The organism is Dyella monticola (assembly GCF_003363155.1).
Taxonomy (GTDB): domain Bacteria; phylum Pseudomonadota; class Gammaproteobacteria; order Xanthomonadales; family Rhodanobacteraceae; genus Dyella_B; species Dyella_B monticola.
This window is the reverse complement of record NZ_QRBE01000011.1, coordinates 67,405-93,381: the sequence shown is the minus strand read 5'-3', so window position 1 is coordinate 93,381 and position 25,977 is coordinate 67,405. Positions and strand designations below refer to the sequence as shown.

General features: G+C 60.0%; 14 protein-coding genes. 6 read left to right on the top strand and 8 right to left on the bottom strand.

What is annotated here, in order from left to right; translation table 11 throughout:
- Position 1: 1 nt before the first annotated feature.
- The 3 genes from DWU98_RS16590 to DWU98_RS16580 all read right to left on the bottom strand — a co-directional run bounded on the left by DWU98_RS16590 (position 2) and on the right by DWU98_RS16580 (position 5,866).
- A complete protein-coding gene (locus DWU98_RS16590) occupies positions 2-4,093 on the bottom strand; it encodes a glycosyltransferase (RefSeq protein ID WP_115496680.1) in 4,092 nt (1,363 codons plus the stop codon).
- Between the two features lie 79 nt (positions 4,094-4,172).
- Entirely contained in the window at positions 4,173-4,745 is a 573-nt protein-coding gene (locus tag DWU98_RS16585; protein WP_115496679.1) for an acyltransferase, read from the bottom strand.
- Positions 4,742-5,866, bottom strand: coding sequence for a DegT/DnrJ/EryC1/StrS family aminotransferase (locus DWU98_RS16580; protein ID WP_115496678.1), 1,125 nt, complete (start codon positions 5,864-5,866; stop codon positions 4,742-4,744). Before DWU98_RS16580 ends, DWU98_RS16585 begins: the two co-directional genes overlap by 4 nt.
- A gap of 339 nt (positions 5,867-6,205) precedes the next feature.
- Between DWU98_RS16580 and DWU98_RS16570 the strand changes: the two genes are divergently transcribed.
- Complete coding sequence (locus DWU98_RS16570) at positions 6,206-8,065, top strand: AI-2E family transporter (RefSeq protein WP_115496676.1); 1,860 nt, start codon at positions 6,206-6,208, stop codon at positions 8,063-8,065.
- 455 nt (positions 8,066-8,520) lie between these two features.
- Positions 8,521-8,790, top strand: coding sequence for an XAC0095 family protein (locus tag DWU98_RS16565; protein WP_115496675.1), 270 nt, complete (start codon positions 8,521-8,523; stop codon positions 8,788-8,790).
- Between the two features lie 674 nt (positions 8,791-9,464).
- Here the strand turns inward: DWU98_RS16565 and DWU98_RS16560 are convergent.
- On the bottom strand, positions 9,465-9,926 hold the full coding sequence (locus DWU98_RS16560) for a hypothetical protein (protein WP_230474882.1): 462 nt from the start codon (positions 9,924-9,926) through the stop codon (positions 9,465-9,467).
- Between the two features lie 406 nt (positions 9,927-10,332).
- On the opposite strand from DWU98_RS16560, the gene DWU98_RS16555 reads away from it, so the two are divergent.
- The 3 genes from DWU98_RS16555 (at position 10,333) to DWU98_RS16545 (ending at position 14,861) form a co-directional block, all read left to right on the top strand.
- A complete protein-coding gene (locus DWU98_RS16555; RefSeq protein ID WP_115496674.1) occupies positions 10,333-11,142 on the top strand; it encodes a trypsin-like peptidase domain-containing protein in 810 nt (269 codons plus the stop codon).
- 202 nt (positions 11,143-11,344) lie between these two features.
- Complete coding sequence (locus tag DWU98_RS16550; RefSeq protein WP_115496673.1) at positions 11,345-12,760, top strand: cryptochrome/photolyase family protein; 1,416 nt, start codon at positions 11,345-11,347, stop codon at positions 12,758-12,760.
- 244 nt (positions 12,761-13,004) lie between these two features.
- Positions 13,005-14,861 (top strand): hybrid sensor histidine kinase/response regulator, encoded by a 1,857-nt coding sequence (locus DWU98_RS16545; RefSeq protein ID WP_115496672.1) that lies wholly within the window; start codon positions 13,005-13,007, stop codon positions 14,859-14,861.
- Here DWU98_RS16545 and DWU98_RS16540 read toward each other — a convergent pair.
- The 4 genes from DWU98_RS16540 to DWU98_RS16525 form a co-directional block, all read right to left on the bottom strand.
- A complete protein-coding gene (locus DWU98_RS16540) occupies positions 14,855-15,550 on the bottom strand; it encodes a response regulator transcription factor (protein ID WP_230474881.1) in 696 nt (231 codons plus the stop codon). The two genes, DWU98_RS16545 and DWU98_RS16540, sit on opposite strands and share 7 nt — an antisense overlap.
- A gap of 177 nt (positions 15,551-15,727) precedes the next feature.
- On the bottom strand, positions 15,728-19,021 hold the full coding sequence (locus DWU98_RS16535; protein WP_115496671.1) for a protease pro-enzyme activation domain-containing protein: 3,294 nt from the start codon (positions 19,019-19,021) through the stop codon (positions 15,728-15,730).
- Between the two features lie 432 nt (positions 19,022-19,453).
- The gene (locus tag DWU98_RS16530; protein WP_115496670.1) at positions 19,454-21,277 is read right to left on the bottom strand and encodes a CHASE3 domain-containing protein; all 1,824 of its coding nucleotides are present in this window, start codon (positions 21,275-21,277) and stop codon (positions 19,454-19,456) included.
- Between the two features lie 687 nt (positions 21,278-21,964).
- Positions 21,965-22,411 (bottom strand): fasciclin domain-containing protein, encoded by a 447-nt coding sequence (locus DWU98_RS16525; RefSeq protein ID WP_115496669.1) that lies wholly within the window; start codon positions 22,409-22,411, stop codon positions 21,965-21,967.
- 1,389 nt (positions 22,412-23,800) lie between these two features.
- Here DWU98_RS16525 and DWU98_RS16515 point away from each other — a divergent pair.
- On the top strand, positions 23,801-25,960 hold the full coding sequence (locus tag DWU98_RS16515; RefSeq protein ID WP_115496667.1) for a hypothetical protein: 2,160 nt from the start codon (positions 23,801-23,803) through the stop codon (positions 25,958-25,960).
- Positions 25,961-25,977: the final 17 nt, after the last annotated feature.

Here is a 25,977-nt window from a genome sequence, read left to right as displayed (position 1 = left end):
ATCAATCTGGCAACCAGGCATCTCGCCATGCCAGCGCCTTATCGTCCGTCAGCAGCCAATCCTTCACGACGGCATCGCGCAGTGCGTCGCCCGCGTTGCCGGAGGCAGCCGGATCATCCAGATGCATGCGAATGGCCTCCAGCCAGTTGCTGTCGCGGTTGGTGACGCGTGTGACGGGCAACGGTCCCTGGTAGCTGACGATGTCGGTGCACACGACGGGAATCGCGCATGCGCCGTATTCGAGCAGGGGCGTGCTGCCCTTGCATTCGTTGAATAGCGTTTCGTCCAGTGGCGCGAGCGCAAGGTCGAGGTTGAGCGAGGCCAGTTTCTTTGGATGGCTTGCAGCCGAAACACCTTCGTGGAATTCGTGGATATACGGACGAAGCGCGTCGGGACAGGCGCCGAGGAACACCCACTCCACCTCATCGGCAAGATCGCGCACGACATCGGCGATCACTTCCAGGTTGCGTCGATCGCCTGCGTCGCCGCTCCAGCCGACACGCGGCTTTTTACCGACGCGCCGCTCGCTGCGAACACCTTCCCACCAATGCACCGGTAGTCGCGTAGGCACCACGCGAATGTCGGTGTGCAGATCGCCGAACTGTTCGGCCAGCCGATCGGTGGAAACGACCAGGCGATCGGTCAGTGCCACGGCTTTGTGCAAGGCCCTGCGCATGTCTTCGGGCGTGGCATCGTCGAGGCCATCGAGCGGCGCCTGCGCGACGTATTCGTCAAGCTCATAGACCTTGAAGGCGCGACTGAACGCCGTGTAGCTGCGCATACTATCGAGCTGCGCATCACTCAGTTGTCGCTGTAGCACGATGGTGTCCGCACCGAACCGCTCCATCGTGATCGGTGTGAGTGGCTTATCCGCGATGGCGCCTTCGGCGATGCTCGCGCGCTGCATGGAAAGAAACGGTTGGCGCACGCGATAGTGCCCGCGATGATGGGCATCCGCCGCCACGCAATACATACGTGGGCTGATCGGCTTGGCAAAAGGCTGCCATGCGACGATGCGGCGCCGATCGAGATCGAAGCCCTGATCATCCAGATCGAGGTTGTGGTTATACGCCGGATCATTCGCGAGCAAAGGCAGCCATTTGCGATACATCGCTTCCTGCGGGCCCGGCTGTTCAAGCGCATCGCCATGGGACCGGCTGGCGCCCCCCACATGCATGAGACGCGCATAAGGCGTCCACACCGTGAGATAGCCCGCCTGGCGTACCTTCAGGCATAGGTCAATGTCGTTGTAAGCCAGCTTGAAGTCGTGCTCATCCAGCCCGCCGACCTGGTCGTAGATCGACTTGCGGATCATCAAGCACGCCGCGCTGACGGCACTGTAATTCTGATCCACCTGGAGTCGCTGCATGTAGCCGTGCGCTTCCATCGGCTGACCGATGAACGGGTGATCGGCCGCGCCACGCAGCCCCAGCACAACACCGCCATGCTGAATGCGACCATCGGGAAAATGCAGTTTCGCCCCGACGATGCCCACTTCCGGCCGCTGCGCGTGATTGAGCAACGCATCGATCCAGTCGCTGTGCAGCACCGCCGCATCGTTGTTGAGCAGGATCAAATATTCGCCGCGCGCCTGCGCAGCGGCGAAATTGTTGATGGCCGAATAGTTGAACGGATGCGGATAGCGCAGCACCCGCAACTGCGGGCTATTGAGCCGTTCAATGCCATCCAGGAACGCGCGCGCCGCAGGATCGCGGCTGTCGTTATCGACGATCAGCAGTTCGTAGTTGGCATAGCCGGTCTTGTTCAACAGGCTATCGATCAGGCCATTCAAAAGGGGCAGTTGATCGCGCGTCGGTATGATGATCGACACCGGCGGCGTTCGATGATGCAGATAGCGCACGCGATTGAAGCCTGGCAACACACCCGGCTGCATCGCGTGGGCGATGCCAAGGCGTTGAAGATGTGCGGACACGACCGTGGCCGCATGCGCGGTGACGGCAGGGCTGCCCAGCCATGCGGCGTAGGAAAGCCGCGCATGCACCGTTACCTCCGCCAGATGCCCGACCGCTTCAAGCCCACACTGCTCGATGACACGGAGGACGAAATCGTAATGACTCAGCGCAGGGTGCGCTGTGGCTAGGCCGCCCAGCAAAAGCAGCGCCGTGCCCCGAACGGCCAGTGCACGTCCGATGTACGGATAGCTGCGCAGCAGATCGAGGTTGAGGTCAGGTTTGAAGACCGGATGAAAGAGGCCATCCTCGACGTGAGCATCCTCATCCATGTAGCAACACGCGATGGAAGGCTGCTCCATAAACCGCATGGCCAGCAACAGCAATGCATCAGCACTCAACGTGTCGCCTGCGCGCAACGTAAGCAGAACCTCCGCGCGGCTGGCGCTTGCCAGCACGTTGAAAGGTGTAATCCAGTCAGGTTCGGTGCCCTCGTGCACCGGCGCACAATCACCGCGCTTCAGCACGTGTATATCGCAGGCTGCGAGCGACTGTTCGCCAAGACTGCGCGAGGTCTCGGCCAGCGCCGCTGTATCGTCGTCGAGGTCCAGTACAACGACGTGCACCCGATCGTGTTCGCGTAGCGTCGGCTGCAACAGCTTGATTTGCGATGCGTGCAGGCGCTGCATGGCCAGCCAATTGGTGTATCGCTCCTGCGGTGTCGAAGCGCGCATCGTGCTAAATAACGCCAATGCTTCGTTTTTTGGCTCCTCGGCGTTCTTCGCCATCTTGAGCAGAAGCGTATCGAGCAGTTCCGTGCGTTGCGCGCAGGCCGCGGCGTCGAGCGTGATGCGCGGCAAGTGCGTCGCGCATGCGTAGGCCGCTTCGAGCGTCGACAGGAACATCGCATCACCGTGGCACGCGCGCACCGATGCGCGTGCGAAGTGCCCGCGCACCACGCGTTGCTCGGGATGATCGATCAGATACAGCAGGTCTTGGCGATAACCCTCCTTGTCCGACCATATGTAGGCAGGCGCGGGTACCGCATCGATATCCACCGCAAAACTGCAGCGACGCCATTGGGCAGGAGAAAACTTCAGGATGGGTCGACCCACCGCTGCCGCTTCCGCCAACGCAGTGCCGGAGGGGAAGGGTGCCGACTCCAAATAAATGTCGCAGGCGTTATAGCAATCCGTCAGCGCGGCTTCGTTGAGAAAGCCGACCATGTGCACGCGCTGCGGATAGCGTTGGGCAAGATGCGTGTTGGCCGGATCGGCGTCTGGACCGACCACCAGAAGATGCACGTCTGGCCGCGCCGTCAGGATAGGTTCCAGCAGATCCGATAGCGATATGTCGTCGATGGGAATGAATTTATAGGGCGCGCCCGAGGACATCAGCAGCACGGCGTCATGCGGGATGCCACGACGCGCGCGAACATCATTCGAACCGGCGCGATCCAGCTTGGCGTAGTCCAGCGGCATCGGCACCCAGTTGATATGCGCGCGCGGCACGCCGCGTCGATCGGTGGCGACCCGGATGCCGGATTCGTGTAGCGAGACCACGACATTGGCGACGCTTGCACCGATCCAGAAACAATGATTGGCGTGATCCTCCAAAAGCACCGGCGGCGGCTCCGCCATGCCCGCAAGCGCGGCGACCGCAATCGCGTCATTCGGGCGGATGTGCAACACCGCGTAGTCGCTTTGCGCAAGCAGTTTTCGCAGATGCAGTACGCGATCGACGTAGGAATCGTCGTCGAGCACCACCAGCTCGACCGTGCCCTCGGCGACCAGATCGGTCACCAGGGAGGGCAGCTCAATCCCATCCTGCAGGATCAACACCAGCGTATGACGTGACGCTTTATCCAATGCCATCCAGCGCGTTGCCAAACGCGTATGGCCACCGGAATCATGCGCACTGCTCATCACCGTGACGACATGGCGCTTGCCTTCGCCACGACGGCACGCGTCATGATCGGGCAGCGCGCTGCCAATGCGTGTCAGCAGTGCTTCCAGTTCCGGCGATGCGAAGATGCCGCAACTGTTGAGCCATGCCCATCGCGCGGCCACGCCGGACAGATAGATCGCTTGATTCCAGTCAGCGCACGCAATGGCCGCTTCCACATCGGCGACCATTTGCCGAAAGGTGGCGTGATTTTTTTCGATGGACGTGTCGTCAATCATTGCGGTATTCCGTGTCCATAGGGACCGCCGCGCACGCGTGCGCAAACAAGGGAGACATCAGCGTCACCACGCACAGCATTCACGCCACGCACTGAAAGGGATGCGCAGCCTGCAATAAAGCTTCCTGCGCCAGGATCGGCTCGCTCGGCCGCTCGCGAATCCGCCGCGCCGGGCTGCCGATATAGATTCCCCATGGTGCAAGATCGCGGTTGACCAGGCTGCCGGCGCCAATCGCTGCGCCCTCGCCGATGCGCGTGCCGGGTAGCACTACTGTATTGGTACCGACCATGCTGTGTCGGCCAATATGCACGAACGAGCGCGACACATGCCGAAACTCAGCCGGAATGGTCGAATTAGTCAAACCACCGCCGTGAAAATCATCCGAGCCGGTGAGCACGCGCACGCCCGATGACAACGAACAGAAATCACCCACGCGTAATTCGCCGCCACCGACCAGCGAACAAAACGAGGCGATGTGCACGTGGCTTCCGATGACCGTCGGCCCGCTTGCATAGATAAAAACAAAATCATCGATGATGATGTTGTCGCCCAGCGTGATGAATTCCGCACCGATGATCCTGGCGCCGGCATAAATGCGCACATTGCGGCCGCGCTGCCGAAAGCCGAGCTGTCCCGCATCGAGCAGGCTCATGCGTGCACCTGATGGGTGAGTTCGGCCATCGCCTGGCAGACGCGATGCATCTGCAGCTCATCGATATCCACGAAAAACGGCAAACCGAGCAGGCGTTCGGCCAGATCATGCGCCACCGGCAACGGACCGCCGACATAGGCGGAAAACGCCGGGTGCTGGTCGAGCGTAGGGCAGTACCACTGGCGTGTTTCGATGCCGCGCCAAAGCAATTCCGGTTGCAGATCGCGTGCGTGCAAACCTTCTGGGAGCAGCACCACCAGAATCGGGTAGATGCCATCCGCCGCCCGGCGCTGCAAACGCAGATCGGGGCAGTGCAGATTCAACAGATGCTGATAGCGCGCCTGCACCGCACGTCGCCGCGCGGCAACCACCGGCCATTGATCCAGTGCGGCATGCGCAACGGCCGCATGGTATTCGCTGAGCTTGCCGTTTTCGCCCGCCACGAACACCTGGCTGCCTTGTTCCAGGTCGATGCCGAAATTGCTGAGCCGGCGCACGCGCTTGGCCAGCGCATGGTCATAACTCACCACCACGCCACCTTCCCCGGCCGCCAGCGCCTTGGTCGCGTGGAGGCTGAAAACCACATGGCAGCGACGCCCCACGCGTTGATTGCCGTAGGCGCCTGCAGCGTCGATCACCACCGGTATGCCGGTGTCGGCGACAAACGCATCCCACGCTTCCACATCCTGCGGATTGCCGAACGTGGCCACCGGCATCACCGCATCCACGCGATGGCGCGCGGCATACTCGCGCGCGGTCTCCGGCGTGAGTAACCAGCTCGATGCATCCACATCACCGATCAACGGGCGATAGCCCGAGCGGATCACCGCCGTGGCCGTCGCGACGAAAGTCAGTGCGGGCAGCAACACCTTCGCATCGGTCGGCAGTTCCAACGCGCCGAGCACCAGCTCCAGCCCGGCGGTGCCGCTGGCGGCTGTAATGGCGGAGGGCGCGCCGGGCGGCGGCGCAAAGCTGGCCGCAAAACGCTGCTCCAGCCGTGTGACCAGTGGGCCAAAATTGGTGTACCAGCGATTGGCGTCGATCTCCCGCAGATACGGCAGCAACGCGTCGGTGTCGGGCAGCTGCGCCACCAGCAACGGAATGCGGCTGATCGCGTTCATGCGCGGCCGTCCACAGGCACGAGCATGGCCGGCATGGCCAAACCGATGCGGCGGGCACGTTGTTGCATGGCGGTCGATGACATCATCGCACTCCTCATGGCGGGTGGTACCGCGTCAAAAAGACGTGGCTGGCGACGGTTTTCCGTCGCGTGAGCATCCCAATGAGGTAAATAAGCAAGCTTGGTGCCATGCGTGCGTGCACGAAAATCCGTGCCAGCGCATGCGCGCTTATGCGGCGCAGCGACCCAAACGCTGCCGCGCTCAGGCGATAAGCCATGCGAAGCTTTGTTCGCGGCTTTACCATCTGCCACGTCAGCTACCTTCAAGGCCAAGGCACTCATGTTAGATACGCAGCCGGTCACACCAACAAGCCAGCGCGCCTTGAACGTGGTCGCCATCGGCGTGGTGCTCGCCTTGTTGTATTTCGGCAAAGACGTGCTGGTGCCGGTCATCCTGGCCTTGATCCTGGGCCTGCTGATGGCGCCGTTCGTGCGCCTGCTGCAGAAATTGCGGATAGGGCATGCCTACGCCGTACTCGTTGCCGTGCTGCTGCTGGCTACCGTCGCCGCCGGGCTCATGACGGTGATCGGCTCGCAGATCGTGCATCTGGCCGAAAGCCTTCCCCAGTACGAACGCACCGTACAAGCCAAGCTGCAGTTCTTGCATGACGTCACCGTGGCGCACGTGCAGGCGATGCGCGGGGAAGCGGGCAGAGTGATCAACGCGCTGAGTGCAAGCAGCGCCGGGCAAGCGCAGGAGACAGCCGTGCCGGCCTATGTCCCCTCCACGCCGGTGCTGTCCAGCCCGTGGGACGCGGTAAAGCGGGTGCTGTCCTCGTTGTGGAGCCCGCTGGAGACCGCCGGCATCGTGCTGGTGGTGCTGGTCTTCGTGCTGCTCGAATACGAATCGTTGCGCGATCGCTTTATCCGCGTCATTGGCGGCGCGGATCTGCGCGCCACCACCGTGGCGATCAACGACGGCGGCGAGCGTCTTTCGCGCTTCTTCGTCTCGCAGTTTGCGGTGAATGTGGGCGTGGGCTTGCTGATATGGCTGGGCCTGGCCGCCATTGGGCTTCCCAACGCCTTGCTATGGGGCGCGCTCACCGCGGTGCTGCGCTTTGTGCCGTATGTGGGCGTGTGGCTCGCCGCGCTGCTGGCCGGCTTGCTTGCGGCGGCCGTGACGCCGGGGTGGTCGCTGCTGTTCATGACGCTCGCACTCTTCGCCGTGGTCGAAGTGGTGGTGAGCCAATGGGTGGAGCCGCAGCTCTATGGCCACGCGACCGGCCTGTCACCGCTTGCCGTGGTGATTGCGGCGATTTTCTGGAGCTGGCTGTGGGGGCCGATGGGCCTGGTGCTGTCCACGCCGTTGACACTCTGCCTGGTGGTGATGGGGCGACATGTCAAAGCGTTCAACGTGCTCGGCATTCTGCTCGGCGATGCACCCGCATTGACGCTGCCGCAGCGCTTCTACCAACGCGCATTGTCCGGCGATGCCGACGAAATCATCGCGTCCGCCCGCATCTTTTTGAGACAACGCTCGTTTGCCCGCTATTGCGACGCCGTACTGCTGCCCGCGTTGCAACTGGCGCAGATGGATCTGGCGCAAAAAGCCATCGGCCCGCAACAGTTGCTTAAAGCACGGACCGCCGTCGTGCGCGTGATCGAAACGCTGGGCAGGGAATCATCCTCACAACCGCGCTGGCGCCGTTCCACCTCCGTGTTGGATGAAGACAACCTCGGCCGTTACCTGCGCCAGCAGCGCGAGCACTCCGCCGGCCGTTGGCAGGGGCCGCTCGCCGTGGCTCCGGGTTCCATCGTGCTATGCCTGGGCAGCGGCAGCAGCTACGACGATGTCGCCACCGAAATACTTGTGCGCATCCTGCGCCATCTCAGCATCGACGCGCGCCACATCTCCATGAAAGATGTTGAAGACTTCGCCGCGGAAAGCCATCCGGAAGCCACGCCCAATGCAGTGTCCATGCTCCACATCGTCAACGCGCCAGGACCCAAAGGGCGCGAATCGTCAGAGGCCATGGCGCAGGAAATGCGGCGGCGCTTTACCGACGTGACCCTTATCGCCGTACTGCTTCCGCACATCCTGGAGATTCAAGAGCCAGCCGAAGCCGGCCCGGATGTGGACCGCGTCGCTCAATCATTTGAGCAGGCAGCGCAACTCACGCTCGAAAAATTCATGCATTGATGCCACGCGGTTGGCGGTGTCTTCCACGTAACAACCAAACATCGTCAGCGATACCGTCAACACCAGTCTGCTTGCACTGACAGATAAGCATGTCGCAAATGTGCGATGGTGCGAAAGTCGGGCGTGTCCATCCGCGTGGATGACACCGACACGCCCGACATGAGTGAAGTGCGCGGATCGCCTGAGCAGCAACTCAAACGACCCGCTGGCCACAACCAACTAGAGAGCAGTCGATAATGGTTACTCCCGATCATACGGCACGCACGCACCCGCGTGCTCCCACCACGCCGAGATTTACACCACTTCACCGCCCTGCATGCTGCGCGGCGTCGGGCCACTCAGGGTTTTCGTAGAAACGGAATCGGATCCTTCCGCGCCTACATGCAGGATTTTTCCTGCAAACCCTTCACGCCACGCGCAATACGTGGCGTGACTTAACGCAATGGAGTACGCCCATGACCAGCACCCTGCACGACGTGCTAAACCCCAAAACCTACGCGCTATCCCAAGACCACTTCGACGACCTCTGCGTCATCTGCGACAAGCTTCTGCTGATGGCCCAACTGGCCGGCACCGCGCCAACCGTCGACGAGGACAGCGCCATGCTGCTTATCCGCCGTGTGTTGCTAGGGCAGCTTTTTGGAGAGATGAGCTTCCAGCTTCGCGGTGTGCTGGAGGAGGTTTGTCGAAGCAAGAGGGGTGCGGATGTTTCATCGAAGCATTGAGAGGGCCGCCGCGTTCACTCCCTATCTTCGCGTCGACGATTCCGTTCGAAATCGCTCAAACACCTTCTAAGATCGATCAAGCACGGGCACTACCATGGCCGCCATCCGACCATTGGGGCAAGCCGCAATGCACGCATTTCCGTGAAAACCCGCTATAAGCGAGAAAGTTGGGCTTAAAAAAAGGATTTCCGCACCGAGGGCATCGGAATGATGCCGCGACCGAGCTCGCGCCGGCGAAGGCTACAAACCAGCACAGAAAAAAATAGCCGTCGAATGCTTTAAGAAGAGGAGAACTAAAGAGAAAGGCGACTGGAATGCCGAGAATAAAGATTGCCCTCGATACATAAGTCCATGCCCGTAAACGGCGCCATTTGTCCTCGTACATTCAAATACCTCTGAAGTCGTTACGCTTTGTTTAAAAGTCGTTCTGGGTGGGAAGCAGACAACGATCGATGCGGCAGTCACGCGACAGTCGACTTGAACACCCAATATTAGGCGCCAAGCAACGTAACGCCCGACGGATTGAGCACCTTGGCCTCTCCGGCCGAAATTCACGATTGACCACGGCCAGCCGAAACCGCGATGGCGCGGGCTGGCACAAATAAACAAAACCCTTCGGCGTGTTGCAGGGTTTTGTTTATTTGTTTCGTCTGCATGCAGGTGCGAGCAAAGGATCAGGTCATGTGCTTGCCGGGCACGCTGTCCGGTTGAGATGGAGATAACCAATCCTGCCTCAGTGCCTGCCGATAGGCCAGCAGGTCAGGATGCTCGCCATACATGGTTTCGATATACACGGTTCGCTCGACCCAAAAAACCTCCATGTCGTATAAGCAGAACGAATAGCGCTCGGGCCGCTCTACCCACCCCTTGCCGACACGCACGGATACGGAAGTAAATAGCTCGTTGTCGTTGCCCCACCAACACAGCACGCAGTAAGGAAACGCAATGCCCTGGTGGAAGATTGCGAAATGAGCGGTTCCAGCCCAATCAATGTCGCGATCGGCCTTGACGACCACCAGGCGGTCGAGGAACGGCCCCATGTCGACGGGCGCGTTCATCACTGAAATGGTGTACAGCTTGGCGCCCTGCTCATCGTTCCACAAAGGCGAGCATCGAATGAAGCGCGGTGTATACATAATGGTGAATCTCCAGGCACCGACGACTCTCTGCGAGCTCCTTGCACATGTCGGTGTGTGCTCTCGCGTTCATGGCTTTCACGGGCGTCTCCGGCGAATAGCTCACGCCCGTGCGCGCAAGAGGTTCTCGAAGACTTTTCAAGTGAGCGATGGATAAAGAAAGCGGCGCCTAGAGAAAGTACGAGATTCGAACCCCTCAGCTGCACAGGCACTTCAGCCGTGGACCTCGCTCACGTGGAGGTCAGCAGGCGAAGACTTCAGCTACGCCGTCATACATGCCATGAAATAATCGCATGTACGTCGTACCGCATCCAGCGCCTCCTGTGGCATCTTAAAGCTATCGCAGATGTCGGCAACGAGGTTAATACCCTCGACATAGCCAGTCACAGTGACGAGGGATCCACTTATGAAGCTTACGCGCATTGGGACGGATGAATCGGCTTTGCCCGCGGGCGCAGACGCGCTACTCCAGCAATGGTATCGGCAGATTGATGCGGCGATAGACGCATGTAGTAGCTCCGTGGCGATGGCCGTGCGCGTGATGCCAGGGCAGCGAATCGAGGGCTTTGGCACGGCTTTCTTCTATTCCCGGCACGGATGGCCGTTCCTTGTTACGGCGGGGCATGTGCTTGAGGATGTCATTGACAGCATTCAACGGGGTCGTGGTGCCGGTCTTTTGACGCGTGGACGCAAGGCGATGATCCATCTATCCAAATTGGAATTCTTCCACCAAAAGGAGTTGGATATCGCGGTTGCGCCACTGTGGAAACAACCCTCGCAGACCTACGCGCACGTTACTTTCTTCGATGAAAAGCAGGTGTGCCCGAATTTTCCGGAAGACAGGCTCTATGCATTCACCGGATTTCCATGGACTAAAAACAAGACCTATACGGGGCGCGAAATACGCCCTCACCAGCGGATAGCCACCTTTGCGAAACATTCGCTGGAATCAATAGACGATGCGAGTCCCTTTGTGTACTTTCCGGTCGAACCGGACAGATTGCATACCTCTGACCTGAAACCGACCCAATGGGCACTTCCTGACGGTGCGCGTGGCATGAGCGGTGGTCCCGTGTTTGCGGTAAGAGGCACACCGTTCAAGCCGATCCTCGATGTCTGCGGTATCGGAACGGCGTGGGTACCGCAGTCCAATCACGTGAAGGCCTTGCGCTTTGAACTCTTCGACGCCTGGTTGAGCCAACACCTGCATTGGTAGTGCGCGCGTTGGTGAAAAACGCGCTTGCCTTGGGGTGGCCCTCATCGGCGTTCGACAAACGATAGTGCTATCGTGATTGCAGGCATCGGATCGGCGAACGAGGCACGGCTCGTTTGAGAAATCGCAGAAGTGGGGCTACAACGTTGCCTGCGTCATCCCGCCCTCGTAGTTCTCTGGCGCACCTGATGGAATAACGTCCGGCATGACTACCGCAATCGTGTTGTTTCGCCGCGATTTGCGGTTGAACGATAATCCCGCGCTTTCCGCAGCGTACGCATCCCATTCGCGTGTTCTGCCCTTGTATATTCATACGGAGAATGAGGATGCACCCTGGCAACTGGGCGGTGCCAGTCGATGGTGGCTGCATCATTCTCTTCGCGCGTTGCATGAGCAGTTGCGCGAGCGCGGCGGTCAACTGCATCTTTGCAAGGGCAACACACTGCCATCCTTGCGCGATGTCATCGAGCACAGCGGTACCAGGGCGGTTTACTGGAATCGCCGTTACGAACCGGCCGCCATCGCGCGCGATACGCATGTCAAGCAAGCGCTGCGGGAGCAGGGTATCGAGGTGCACAGCTATTCGGCCACGCTGTGGCGCGAACCCTGGCAAGTGCAAACCAAACAAGATGCACCCTATCGGGTCTTTACGCCGTATTGGCGCAGCGTCCGTCCCACGCTCAGCGTTGTAGAGCCTTTGCCGGAACCGACGGGCGTGGAATGGGCGGACATTCCCGGAAGCGCGCCATTGGAAGCCTTCGAACTTCTGCCGCGCATCCCTTGGTACAAAGCCTTCGGCGAATCCTGGTGTCCGGGTGAACGGGGCGCCTGGGACATGCTGGAGCTGTTCTGCGACGACGCCTTGCGCGATTACGCGGCAGCGCGAGATCGTCCCGCCCGGCATGGCACGTCCCGACTATCTCCACATCTGCATTTTGGAGAGATTTCACCGCAGCAGATTTTTCATGCGCTGCATCGTCACGCGCAACGCATCGATACGCGTCGACGTCCCGACATCGAGCCCTACTTGCGCGAGCTGGGATGGCGCGAGTTTGCCTACCATCTGCTCTATCACTTCCCCCGCACACCCGTGGAGAGCTTCAACCCGCGCTTTGCCGACTTCCCCTGGGCGCCCGATGATGACGCGCTATTGCGTCGATGGCAGCAAGGACGCACGGGCATTCCGCTGGTGGATGCCGGCATGCGCGAGCTCTGGCAGACGGGTTGGATGCACAACCGGGTGCGCATGGTGGTCGCGAGCCTGCTCACCAAGAATCTGCGGCAGCACTGGCTGCATGGCGCGCGCTGGTTCTGGGATACCTTGGTGGATGCGGATCTGGCCAACAATACGTTGGGGTGGCAATGGGTGGCCGGGTGCGGCGCCGATGCCGCGCCTTACTTTCGCATCTTCAATCCGGTCAGCCAGGCGCAGAAGTTCGACCCGGACGGTACCTATCTGCGCCGCTGGCTGCCGGAGTTGGCGCAACTGCCGAACGATCTCCTGCACGAACCCTGGAAGGATGCGTCTGTCGCCCAGCGCACCGGTTATCTACCGCCCATGCTCAATCTGCAAGCGTCGCGCGCGGCAGCGCTGGGTGCATACGCGTCATGGCACGCGTAGCGGTGCGGCTCGTATCCGCTCACGGCCACATTTAGACGTCTAAATCGTTGCGGCACAAGGAAATTCGAAATAGGGACGCGTTTTGGTCTCGCTCTGCCCGTCAGGCACGTTCCGTGCCTTGCGTCTCAGCGCCAAGCCATGGCCATCGCTTGATGGTGATGCTGGAGTAGTATGCCGGCGTGGCGGAAGGGGGCCGCATTACCTGTTGGTTGTTCATGCCGGTGATGGGTCGGGGCGATAAGTGATGTCACACAGCGCAGTGGTGGGTGCGGGGCGCGGTCTGTTGAAGCGCGCGTTGGCGTGGTTGGCGAAGGTGCCGGTCGACGATCCGGTCGATCGCAGCAACGCCTTTTTCATGCAGTTCTTTTTCGCGTTTTACGGCTGCATGCAGCCGTTGAACAAGCTGTACATTCTTTCGCACGCGAATCTGCATCTGCTTATCACCGCTCACAGCCATGAGCTCCGAGGCACGAGCATTCCCTTCATTGTCGACCTGGCGACGGATGTGGCCATGTCCGCGTCGGCATGGGTCGGCGTTTATCTCATTCGTCGCGGTTTGTTTCGGCGGGCGGTAAAACAATTTCTCAGCGTCATCATTGTTTCGGCCGTGGTCTTTTTCGGGGTGACCGGCATTACCGATACGCGCGACGATTCGATTTTCTTTGTCGCCATGATCATTGCGGGCCTGATGCTGGGCAGGTCCGCGCTGTGGTACGTGTATGGGGGCACCTTGCTTGCCTACTTTGCCGGCATGACGGTGGAGACGCTCTTTCCGCCAGCGCTGCCGCAAGTCCTGGTGGGTTTGTATGCCGGATTGCCGGGAACGATGTGGGCGTACCTTGCGGTAGCGATCGTGCTGGATCGGAGCGTGCAGTCGTTGCGCAAAAGCTACGAGCAGGTCCATCGCCAGCACCAGCAACTGCAGCAGGAAATCACCGAGCGAGAGCACGCCAGGGAACAGCTGCTGCATGCGCAGAAGATGGATGCCGTGGGCAAGCTTGCCAGCGGCATCGCGCACGATATTCACAACGTGCTCGGCATCGTGCTGGGTTTTGCCCGCACACGGCAACGGTTGGACGAGCCGCACGAGGATATGGCACCGGTCGCCCGCGAGCTGGCGGACGCGCTCGAAGGTACCGAGCTTGCCGCGCGCCGTGGCGCGGCGGTGTGCAGGAAACTGCTGAACTTCAGCCGTCGAAGCGTCACCCTGACGGAGACGTTCGATGTCGCTCAGGCACTGCGCGAACTGCGTCCCCTGCTGCAGCAATTGTTGCCGCCGGACATCAAGCTGGAGATCGCCACACCGGCGTTGCCGCTGTTGATCCATTTTGATCGAAACCAATTCGAGCTCGCCTTGCTCAACCTGGTCACCAACGCACGCGACGCGATGCAGGAACACGGTGGCGTATGCGTGGTCAGCGCGGCGGATGACGGCGATGGGCAGATCGCCATCACGATCCGCGATACCGGTGCCGGTATGTCCGCCGAGGCCGTGCAGCACGCGTTCGAACCGTTCTTTACCACCAAGCCGGTCGGCCTCGGCACGGGGCTGGGGTTGAGCGTGGTGTATGACCTCATCCATCGTGCTGGTGGAACCGTCGCAATCGACAGTACGCCAGGTATCGGCACCGCGATCAGGATGCGCCTACCCCGAACGGATACGCTGTCGGCGCGCATACCGGAACCCGATCTCGCGTCGCTGCGTGTATGGTTGATTGACGATGATGACGATCTGCGCACATTGCTGAGTTCCGCGTTGACGCAAGGCGGTTGTGTGGTGGACGAAGCGGCCAATGGTGCTGAGGCGATGCGGCATTTGGCCGAATCGTCATCGGCGCCGCAGGTGCTGATCTGCGATCACCGCATGCCGGACATCGACGGTTCGACGTTGCTGGCGCGTATCCGCGAGCGGTATCCGTCCGTGCCGGCGATTTTGATTTCCGCTTACCTGGAGCGAGACGCGGATGCAGGTGAGGGCAGTCACGCGCTCAATGAAAGATTGCCCAAACCGTTTGCACCCGAAACGTTATTGACCCGTGTGCAGCAGGTCGCGCGTCGCCATCCTGCACGACAGCGCGATGAGACGATCCGGCTTCAGTGAAAGACCAGCACATAACCCTGGCCCGGCACCGCGTTCAGCGGAAAGGGCGTGCCCAGCACGCGCATCACTTTCTTGCGGATGCGATGCACCAGCGTATCCAGGCGATGCGGATCGTACGCGTGGATGTTGGTCGTCACCGCCTGGATCAATGCTTCACGCGAGATGACGCGATTGGGGTTCTCGATCAACGGCGCCAGCAGGCGGCTTTCGAGCTGGCTGAGCGCCACCGGTTGCCCTTCGGGAGACAGTAAACACCAGCCCTCGGCGCCCAGGCGCCAGCTGTGATCGATGGACGCGGGCGATGCCGGGTGCAGTCGTCGGGCGAGACTGTAAAGCGTTGCCGCCAGCACATCGATATCCACCGGCTTGGCCAGATAGGCATCGGCGCCTTCCGACAAACCGCGCACCTGATAATGCGGTTCGGCGCGCGCAGTAAGCATGACGATGCCGATTTCGGCGACCTTCGCGCGCAACATGCGTGCGACTTCGAAGCCATCCAGGTCGGGCAGGCCGATGTCCAGCACCACGATATCCGGCAGTGGCTGATGCAGCCTGGCGTCAAGCTCCGACGCGCGGCCGATCGCTTCCACATGAAAACCAAACTGCCGCAAGTGCGGGACGAGCACGCGATCGCGCAGCAGATCGTCGTCCTCAAGAATCAGCACATGGAGCGGAGATTGCGAACTCACTTGGGTATCGGTATCGCCAGTGCTACGGTGAAACCACGCGGCCGGCCTTAGAGCGCCAACGCAAACCATCATAAGGTAGGCATTAACCGGTCTCCAATCTGTGATGCAGCATAAAAAAGCCGGGCATTGCTGCCCGGCTTCAAGGGTGTGACCCATTGTTTTGTTACAAGGGCCGCCTTAGTGGCTGGCCAGCGCCGGCGGGTTGGCGACACCGCCCGTGGCTGAACCCTGCAGCCAGTTCGGCTGAATGCTCGAGCCGGCCGGTACCTTGAACGGCGTGCCGTCAGGCGTTGCGACCTGCAGCTTCTGGAAGCCGCCGCTGCCGTCGCTCTGCCAATCGAACACGGCACCCTTGGCGTTGACGAACAGCAGGTCGGCCAGGCCGTCGCCGTCATAGTCGGCAATCGCCGCCAGCGTATAGCCCGCGTTGTAGCTGACCGTCGTCTTCTTGGTGACGGTGAAGCCATTCATCGTCCAGATCTGCAGATCGTGCTTGGCGGTATTCATCCACACCAGATCGGTAATGCCGTTGCCGGTGAAGTCGCCCGCGCCCACCAGCGTATAGCCGTCTGGACGGTTGGCGATGGTGTGCGTGGCATAGCCGCCCTGCAGGTTGTTGATCCAGGCGGTGACGGTGTCGTTGGCGGGGTTGGTCCACACCAGGTCGCCGTAACCGTCGCCGTTGAGGTCGGCCATGGTCGGCACATCGCCCTTGTTCGTTGCAGAGAGCGGACCGGAGTTGGAGGCCAGCGTGGGCGCAGCCGTGCTCGGGTCCGTACCCAGCGTCCACCACTCGTATTGCGACGTGCTGGCGTCGTACCACAGCAGTTGCGGCGCGCCGCTGCTGTCGATCACTTCCGAACCCAGCAGCTTCCATCCGGCCGCAAACGGCGCAACGTCGTATTTGAAGAAATCGCCGATGTCATCGGAGATCCACACGTAAAGCTGGCCGTCCGGACCGGTCCATGCCAGGTGCGCCGAATCCAGGCCCAGGGCATCCAGCGCGGGGAAGTAATCCGCCGCGTTGGCGACGGTTTCACCCGGGGTGGACGCCTGCGTGACTTGACCGCGGATTACGCTGCCTTTCATCGCGAGCGTGGTGATGCTGCCCTTGACCGGATCGACCACGGCGATATCGCTGAAGCCGTCATTGCTGAACCAATCGGTGTTGGTGACGTTCGACGACATGAAGTCGTAGGGCGCCGCATACTTGTTGGTGCGATTGAACGGTTTCTCGAAGTCGACCACCGCGTTGACGAGGTTGGTCACGTTGACCGAACCCAGACCCGTGGCCATGTTGTAGCCGGAGCCGGCCGACCATGCAGGCACGAGCGTGAGCGAGCTTTGGCTCGGCGTCGCATACACCACCCCGAACGACTGCAGCGAATTGTTGCTCGGGCCGAGATAGCAATTGGCCGTACCGGCCCAGCATGGCACGTCGATGTTGCCGACGGTGATGTTGTTGAACACGCAGGTGCTGCCGATCGAGGCGCCATTGGATGCATCGCAGCGGGTTACCGTGGCTTTGTTCGGCGATGCGTTGGTGCCGTATTCCTTGGTGCCGATGTTGTACAGGGCCGGCAGGATGTTTCCGCTGGTATCGCCGGTGGCTTGGTTGATCAACGCCTGCACGCCGGCCATCGCCGGTGCGGCGAACGAGGTACCGCCGGCGCTGTTGTAGTACACATCGTCGGAGTCGGTGTAGTTGCACGCCGTGCCGTTTTCGTTGGCGTCGGACATGCAATACACCAGCGCATGGCCGTACAGGCCGTTAGCGGCGAACAGCGACACATCGGGCAAGGTGCGCGAGCTGAAATTGGTTTGTCCGTAGACGCCCGTCTGCCATGCCGGTTGCGGGAAAACGATGCTGGCGCCGCCGCCACCGCCGGCGGTGTTCAAGTAATTGCTGCCGGGGCCAGTGCCGTCATTGCACGCATCGAGGCCGTTCTTGTAGCCCATCAATGTATCGAGCTCGCTGCTGGCGCAGGAATCGTTCCAGGTTTGTTCCGGCACGTAGCTGATGGCCGATCCGTTCAACGCCAGGTTGGTGGAGGTCCAATACGCGGCGTAATTGTTGAGGTCGTTGAAATCCGTGCCGCCCACGGCAACGTTATAAGGTGTGGACGCCATGATGTTGACCTGCGCGCCACCCGATGCCGCGCCAATGGCGTTCTGATCGCACGCGGCCGAACCGGCATCGCCGGTCGACACGAACACGGTGACGCCTTCGGCTTCCGCATCCGACCACAACAGTGATGCCGTCGTGTCGCCGCCAGCGGCCGATTCGCATTCGCCGTAGCTCAAGCTCCATACATTGCCCGGCGAGGCGGTGGCGGAGCTGTCGGCCATGCCGAAGCCGGCCTGGAATGCGCCGAAGTCGCTGCTGGTGTCCGCGCACGACGCAAATACGATGTTCGCATCGGGCGCAGCGGCACCGGCCCATTCGGCATCGAGCGCCGCTTCGCTCTCATCGCCGTTGATGCCCGGATCCGTGCAGTTGTTGGGATGTACGTAGGTGATCGTGCCCTTGGCATTGGCCGGCAAAAAGGCCTTGCGGAAGGTCTGGATGTCGGCCGGATTCACGTCGGTGCGTTCAAGCACCACGATGGTCTGCCCGGCGCCGCGCGTCCCCTCGTTCCATAGCGGAGTGACGTTGTAGATCGTGTTGAAATCCGCGGGAGCGACGTCGTACGTGGTCTGCGTATCCACGTTGCCGCCCGGTACGGTGAATTGTGCGACAGGCTTGCCGTTTGCCGTCGCACTGGCTTTTGCCAGCATTTTCCAGTGACCGTTCGCCTTGTCCTTGCTCACCACGCCCACGTCCACGTGCTGCGGTTTGGGGAAGAAGTTGTGCAGGCGGACATATTGGACGATCGATGACAACGCGGTTGGAATTTGCGCGGCGTTCGCGTTGGCGAAATGCTTTTCGCCATTGATCTGGTAGTTGTGCATCGACGCGTTGAACGCACTGTTCAACTCGGCCGCGTTGCCCGAGAAATGGATGATCAGGCCGTCCGGGCTCACGTACGTGACCTTCAGTCCATGCGATTTCATCCACTGCGTCACTTTGGCCACGTCCGATGGATTGGGCGCGAACAGGCCGATTTGTGCTGCAGTCAACCAATGATGGAAGTAGGGCGAGCTCGGATTGGCCTGCGCGTTGAGCAGGTTGTCGAACTCTTGCTGCTTGGTCGGACTGCGCTTCAGCACCAGCGAAAGATCCGAGAACGTTTGCGTAGCGGGGAGCGCGCCTTTGTCGTAGGCGGCCACGGCATAAGAGGAGTGTGTGTTGGTAAGAGCGACCTTCTGGTTATCGTCGACGGAACCTTGAATGCGCGCCTGATCTTGCGTAATGGGCGGCAGGTAACCAGGGCTTTGGGTCGAGTTGCTTGCGCTTGCTGCGGCCGGCACCCCGATGACCAGGGCCAAACCCGCGACCGCAAGCCACGGCCGATGTTTGTCATTCAACATGTGAAGTCCCCGCGTTCAAACGAATGCCACGCGCCGAAAGCAGCGCCGGGACCTTGATCCAAAGGTCTCCTCCCCGTGACATGCATGGCTGTGCGCTCCTACAGCCCGCTCCGAAATATAGGAGTCGACTCTGCGCTTGGCACGCAACCGAAATCGCCGTGTCTCGCGTATAAATCACCCGTTCTCACGCGATCTCTCCATGCGGCACGCGCGGATGTGCGCGGCGGCGGCATAAGTCCGACGCAGGTGCAGCAATCGGCCGGTGTCTAACGCGGATTTTTCATATGCGAGCTGTCGCGCGTCATGGCATAGGTCATCGCGCCATGCATGTTGCGTGCGGCATTCACCCGTGGGCCGTACCCGCTGCACGCGGTCTTCAACATCGAGGCATGGCCAAGCGGCCGCGTGCGTCACTCGATGCCGCGCGATGTCTCATTCATCGTTCAAGGCCGCTCGCAGCGCCTCGGCCAGGTCACGCATCGTGAATGGTTTGGCCAATAGGCGTGTGCGATCGTCATGGGGTTGTGCGCGATCGACAATGTCGCGCGGATAGCCGCTCATCAGAAGCGCGCGAAGTTCCGGATAGCGTCGAGTCATTTCGCGGGCCAGCGATACGCCGCTGGGACCTGGCATCACGACATCGGTCAGCAGGATCGAAATTTCCGGATGCTCGCTCAATAGCGCCTCGGCCGCTTCCGCACCATCGGCCAGAAGAGCGGTGTAGCCCAGCTCTTCCAGCGCACCCTTGGCCAACTCGCGCACATCCGGGTCGTCTTCCACGACGAGCACGACGTGCGGGAGCGCCGATACCTGGGTTTGATGTTGCTCGTTGCGCGCGCTCAGCCGTGGTGCGCGCGGCAAATAGAGCCGGATGGTGGTACCAAGGCCCGGGGTACTGTCGATTTTGATGTGACCGTTGGATTGCAGCACGAAGCCGTGGATTTGGCTCAATCCCAAGCCCGTGCCGCGGCCGACCGCCTTGGTGGTAAAGAAGGGTTCGAAGGCGCGTTGCATGACCTCGGGCGTCATGCCGTGGCCTGTATCGGACACCGCCATCATCACGTAGTCGCCCGACAGCGTGTCTTCGTTTTGATCGCAAGGGTGCTCATCGAAGTTTGCGTTGGCGGTCAATATGGTGAGTTGACCGCCGCTCTCCATGGCGTCGCGACTGTTCACCGCCAGATTGAGCAGCGTGCTTTCAAGCTGAGGCCGATCGACATACGCAGGCCAAAGCGCATCATCAAGGCTGAGCCTGATGGCAATGTTTTCGCCCAGGGTACGGGCGAGAATGGCCGACATCTCATGCACGCACGCGTTGACGTCGACGGCAATCGGGCGAAGTGCCTGCCGCCGTGAAAACGCGAGCAGGCGCTTGGTCAGGCCGCTTGCCTTGCCTGCGCCCAGAAGTGCGTTCTGCATGAACTTTTCCACGTCGCCGCTGCCTCGTTCTAAGCGCAGTTGCGCAATTTCCAGGTTACCGACGATCACCGCCAGCATGTTGTTGAAGTCATGCGCTATGCCGCCCGTCAGTTGCCCGAGGGTGTCCATCTTCTGCACATGCCGCAGCTGCGCTTCGGTACCTGCCTGTTGGTGCATTTGCTCTCTGAGCGCGGCGTTCTTCAAGGCGAGCTCGGTTTGTTGCCGTTCTCCCTGGCGCAGTACGAGCAGGGCCAGGACGAATGCAACCAGCGTGGCGGCAATGATGGCTCCCAGCAGCACTTGCTGTTGAAGCCGGAACTGATGCAAGCGAGCCTGTTGCTGATCGCTCTGTTCATTATCCAATTGACGGGTAAGCGTGCGGATTTGTCCCATCAGGGTCAGGCCACGATCGTCATTGACGATGGCCAGAGCACTGGCGGGACCGGAGGTGTCGTAGAGCTGGATCGTATGTTCCAGCTCCGCCATCTTCTGGTCGATGGCGGTATCCAGCTGGTTCACCAGCCGACGTTGAGCGGCCGCCCAGACCAAGGTTCGCAGTGCCGAACGGGTCTGGTCCAGTTCGTTGCGTGCCTCATGGTAAGGAGCGAGGTAATCCGATTTTCCGGTCAGCAGATAACCACGCTGGCCCGTCTCGGCATCTTTGATTTCGCCGAAGAGCTGGTCGATGTCGTGGCGGGCTCTAAGCGACTGGCTTGCAAGATCAAAGGCGTGAGCACTGTTGAATGCGGCAAGGATCGCCAGCACGCCGGCGATCAATAGCAGCACGAAGCCCGTCAGGATCTCAATGCGAACAATCGTGTTTCGTCCACCGGTCATAGTTGCGCGTCAAGGGCTTTGATTGGATGGGTTATCGGCTGCTGGCCGTCATGGCCTTAAATTCGCGAACGACGGTCGCGACAGAGACAGCGCCAAGGTGCCTTGAATGGTTACCGCCCGTTACACATCGTCATGCGGATGCCCATTCGTAAGCCAGGTACTGCGGTGGATGGATCCGTCGAGAAATGATGACCGGCCGGCACGCCGATTTTCGGTCGACCCCCAACGCACGACGCGCGGTTCGAGCCAAAAAGCGCACGGCAGGTAATCTGGAGAGGGAAGTTAGACGGCTATCCATGCGTCCGAGGTGGCGGCGAAAAACCGTAGCGCATGCATCGACGGCGGCCAGCGGTATACACCGCTGCTGCCTGAGTTACATGATCCGATCGCCGACGGTTCCACCCGGCCATCACCCTGTTCAGCACGGCACGATAGAAGATCGGCATGGGCACATCAAGCGGCCTGGCACGGCAGTGGCCGAATGCTGCAGTAGCGGTACTCTCCGGTGCTTGTTTTGCGCAGACGCAGATAGCGGACCCGTCAATTTGTCCCAGCATTTATCGGAACATTTCCGCCGACGTTGCCGGATGATCGCCTTTGGGAAGCGTACTTTTCCTTGGGCAACGTGGGATGCCTGCCTTCCCTGCCAGATGGTGGAGCAGGGCCATTTCTTTAGTTAGTCGCAGATCACTCATGCCAGGGCTGCATGACGGTGTCGATCATATGAATGACGCCATTGCTGGACACCATATCCACCCCGATCAGATTCGAACCATCGATCCTGATCCTGTCTCCTTCCTTGGTGATGAAGGTGGCTTGACCCTGCAACATTTTAGGGTGTGACATGGTGCCAACGTCCGCGGAAGAGGCGAGGCCGGGAAAGATGTGATATTTGAGTACGGAAAGTAAGTCGCTCCTGTTTTCCGCTCTTAGCCAATGCTCAACGGTTCCCTTTGGCAGCTTGGCGAATGCTCTGTCGTTCGGAGCAAATAATGTGTAGGGGCCGGAGGCACTCAGCATTACGCTAAGCCCTGCGATATCCAGCGCCCTTCTCAATATGGTGAATGGGCCGCTTGAGTCAATCAGATCAACAAGGGTGTAATGCGATTTGTGGTTGTTCACCTGGGTAATCATGACCTCTCCTGCGAAAATAGTCCGCTTGAGGCCCCGAGGCAGCCGACGTTGACCAGTGTCTCAAACTGAAGTTTACCGAACCGTGTCCAACACGTAATCCGCATGGCGGATTTTTAGCGCGCAAAACCGCAGCCCCAAAGTAGAAATCGGGGCAGCACTCAGTTGGCGTTAGGGGAGAGAACCGCTCGGCTGAGACGCCTGCCAAGGAGAAGGTCTACTTTCCCGGCGCTTTGCCAGCATGCGCTTACAGTTGTTAGCTCGGCGTAACGTGATGGCGTGATTTTTAGGAAGAACTGCGCACGTCAATGCAAGTCGAACCTTAGATCGCTTGCCAGCATCCCTTTGGTCTCGATAAAGGAATAAGCTGATTGGTGAGCTAACTGAGGGCAACACAATGGCCGTCGTTTCTGGGAAGACAAAGAATGGGTTTACGTATGAAGGCGACTACCAACATGCAAACCCCGATCGGGTCACATGGACGGCCACCTACAGGCTCGGCGGTCATTTCTACGGGATGCGGCATGGCCGCATTGACGAACTTAAAGGTATCCCCGTGACGGACATTGACGAAGCCGTAAAGGACGATATTGAATCGACGTGGGTCAAGCCGAGCTAAACATGGCGTCGTTTGTGTTGCTCTTTACCTAGGGCTTCACGAACTGCAGCGCGACCAGCTTCACGCAATAATTTAGCGCCTGCAGTTGCCTCGCGCAGTGGCGGGCACCACCATACCGCTCCATGCCGATCTCGCAACTCGGCTCGGCCTACTTGCACCGAGCTTCCCGAAGCAGCCGGCGACACCCTACCCCACGTTCATGGATCCTTGCCATCGCGGACTTCAACGCTGCCGCATCTATATTGTGAAGCAGGACAATTGATCCGACAGCCCAAGTAAGCGACCGGAATCCATCGAAAGTCGACACCAGTGATATCAGGGACGTATCGACCGATGTTCTTAATCACTTCCGCAGTCGATATCGGGCAACCACTGATGCCAGGAGAACGAGTGACGGTGGAATCAAGAAGGCATGTGGCAATGGTGGGTAGACGCTATTGGGTCATCGAGCGATAAGCACGCGTCTATAAACGTAGAGAGCCCGCTCTTGGCGGCGACTTCAGCCGAACGACTTCAACAAGGTGTTGCATCGACCGCATGGAGTCGCAACCCAAAGTGAACATCGCTTTCGGTCTGTGGCAGATACCGCATCCGAACGGGCCTGCGAGATGCCTCGACAGGGACTTTAAATTGCTATATTTGAAGCGCCTAATGGATGGCGGCATATATTCGGATTTGGCGACATACATCATTTTCATGATGTAGCGCTGTCGGCGAGGGCAGCGCTCAAGGGGAAAACTTTGAACGGTTACGTGTCCTCAAGGACGAGCAGCGTGTGGCGTGGTGCCGTCCTTTTGTTGTTTTTGGCCTGGTGTTCCGGCGCGTGTGCGGCATCGAAAAAGCCGTATCTGCCGGAAGGCTTTTTACGATATCCGCCCTACAATGGGTTTGATTTTGAAGCGATAAACCTTCTGCCAGCTCCCCGCGATGGGCTGGTTGATGTCGAACTTCAAGACGGCGACATGAGGAATGCCAGTCAATTTTTCCCTGGGGTGTCCTATCCCGACTTTGAGAAAAAGACGGCTGAAGCGGATTACGACGGCGTTCCGTCCAACCTGCGTTCGGAAGTCCAAGCCATGCGATCTGCTCCAGACGGGGATGCGGCGTATGCGGCAGGAAAAGATTTGCCAATCGCGATTCGTACGTACATCGCCGGTGCGATGGATTTTCGCCTCGCGCATCCCAATGTGGTCGATCCATATAAAGGCCCTGTACCCGGCTCGTCGGTTCCGGCCGGCGATGCCACGCCTGCTGAAAAGAAGGTGGCGCTCGATCGCGCTATCTCCCGTTTTGAAGCCCTGTTGAAGTTGCCCGACGACCCGAAGCGTTTTAGAGGCGTCGATGCGGCCTATATGCTGGGTAGGTCTTTGGCGCTTCGTGGGGCGACTGGAGACGAAGCCAAGGCGGAAGACGCGTTTGTGTTGACGCGTACCTTGGCCAAAGAAGGCATGCCTGATCCGCAGGGGCTGGCCGTGTCGAGTTTCGGTGAGCAGGCTCGTCTGGTGCGGGCACGTGGCGACGTTCCAGGAGCTGTCGAGCTTTATGCCGAACAAGCGAGCCACGGATCGACGCAAGCCGTGGCATCGCTGAAGTGGGTTGCACAGGCGCTCTACGGCGAAGCGAATTCCATGTCCAATGCCGAGCATCAACCCCTGGTGCAGAAGCTCCTTGTGGACTACGCACTCGCCATCAATGACAACGGCGACATCAGTCAGCTGGTCTATACCAATTACACGGACGCCGCTACGAATCGGCCATCGTCTCCAGCGCTCTACAGCATATCGGGCATCAAGCCGATTCTGGACACCGCCAGGACTTGGCCCGCCAACGAGATCGCAGCTCCCGATCATCTGGCTGCCTTGGCTTATCGGGTCAACGATCTCGCTTTTGCGCGTAAACTGCTGGCCGGACAAATGAGCGCATTGGCCTGGCGGCTCCGCGCAAAACTTGATCTCGCTGACGGCAAATTGGAGTCCGCAGAACAAGCGCTGGTGAACGCACGCAAGCTGACCGGCACCGACACCTGGAAGGCTGCTCCCAGCGGGCTGTCGGAGTTCAACGTCGAAGGTGTTTGCAAGGAGCTGACACAACTGGAACGAGCGCGAGGCGAGTTTGAGTTGGCGATGAGTAATATCCTTGCGTGCGAACGGCAAGGTCTTTTCGTAGACAACCAAGGCGAGCTCGACTATATCGCCGATGGCATTTTGACAACGCCGGAGTTGATTGCTTTTGTCGATTCACATGCCACGGGCAAAACCAACGACGCGTACGGCAACGATTTAAGGTCGACGTTAGCCAGACGACTTATTCGCGAAGGGCGTATTCATTTGGCACTTCGGTATGCCAACCCGAAAGGTGGCGATTACGTGGAAGACCTTTCGCAAGACGGTCCCGAAAAATCGCGTACCCAATTGCAGTTAATGCAAGCGTATGTAAGTGCGAAAGACGAGATCGCGAACAGCACCTCGCGCGTCGCACGCGCGCAGGCGTGGTATACGATTGCGTTGTTGACGCGCGTCCATTACTACGGCATTTTCGGCGGCGATCCGGACCTGACCCATCGAGGCGAACCGACGTATCAGTTTCCCGGCGTGTCGCCCGCGGAGGCTGCACGCGTGACGGCACTGAGCCATGTGCAATATCTGCGCGATCGGCATTGGTACGCGGCTTATAACGAAGCACTCAAGGCGTCACAGCTCGTTCCGCCCAGATCGCAAGCCTATGCCGCCATTCTCTGCCACGCTGCTCACTGGATGCATCAGGCGCCGGCGGTCGACGATCATGATCCCACTGCGGCGTTTGCCTATACGTATCGCCTCTATATCAAGCATGGCGCGTACGTGCCATGGGCCAACAAGTTCGGGCAAATTTGTCCTCAGCCGGATTTTCCGCGTGCGGCGCGTCTTGGCTGGAAGAAGTACGCGTCACGGTAACTTGCCGACCCGAAACT

Coding starts and splice junctions, on each gene's coding strand:
- DWU98_RS16555 (WP_115496674.1), top strand. CDS start 10,333: ATGAAGCTTACGCGCATTGGGACGGATGAATCGGCTTTGCCCGCGGGC.
- DWU98_RS16565 (WP_115496675.1), top strand. CDS start 8,521: ATGACCAGCACCCTGCACGACGTGCTAAACCCCAAAACCTACGCGCTA.
- DWU98_RS16560 (WP_230474882.1), bottom strand. CDS start 9,926: ATGTATACACCGCGCTTCATTCGATGCTCGCCTTTGTGGAACGATGAG.
- DWU98_RS16585 (WP_115496679.1), bottom strand. CDS start 4,745: ATGAGCCTGCTCGATGCGGGACAGCTCGGCTTTCGGCAGCGCGGCCGC.
- DWU98_RS16590 (WP_115496680.1), bottom strand. CDS start 4,093: ATGATTGACGACACGTCCATCGAAAAAAATCACGCCACCTTTCGGCAA.
- DWU98_RS16525 (WP_115496669.1), bottom strand. CDS start 22,411: ATGATTACCCAGGTGAACAACCACAAATCGCATTACACCCTTGTTGAT.
- DWU98_RS16545 (WP_115496672.1), top strand. CDS start 13,005: ATGTCACACAGCGCAGTGGTGGGTGCGGGGCGCGGTCTGTTGAAGCGC.
- DWU98_RS16550 (WP_115496673.1), top strand. CDS start 11,345: ATGACTACCGCAATCGTGTTGTTTCGCCGCGATTTGCGGTTGAACGAT.
- DWU98_RS16580 (WP_115496678.1), bottom strand. CDS start 5,866: ATGAACGCGATCAGCCGCATTCCGTTGCTGGTGGCGCAGCTGCCCGAC.
- DWU98_RS16530 (WP_115496670.1), bottom strand. CDS start 21,277: ATGACCGGTGGACGAAACACGATTGTTCGCATTGAGATCCTGACGGGC.
- DWU98_RS16570 (WP_115496676.1), top strand. CDS start 6,206: ATGTTAGATACGCAGCCGGTCACACCAACAAGCCAGCGCGCCTTGAAC.
- DWU98_RS16535 (WP_115496671.1), bottom strand. CDS start 19,021: ATGTTGAATGACAAACATCGGCCGTGGCTTGCGGTCGCGGGTTTGGCC.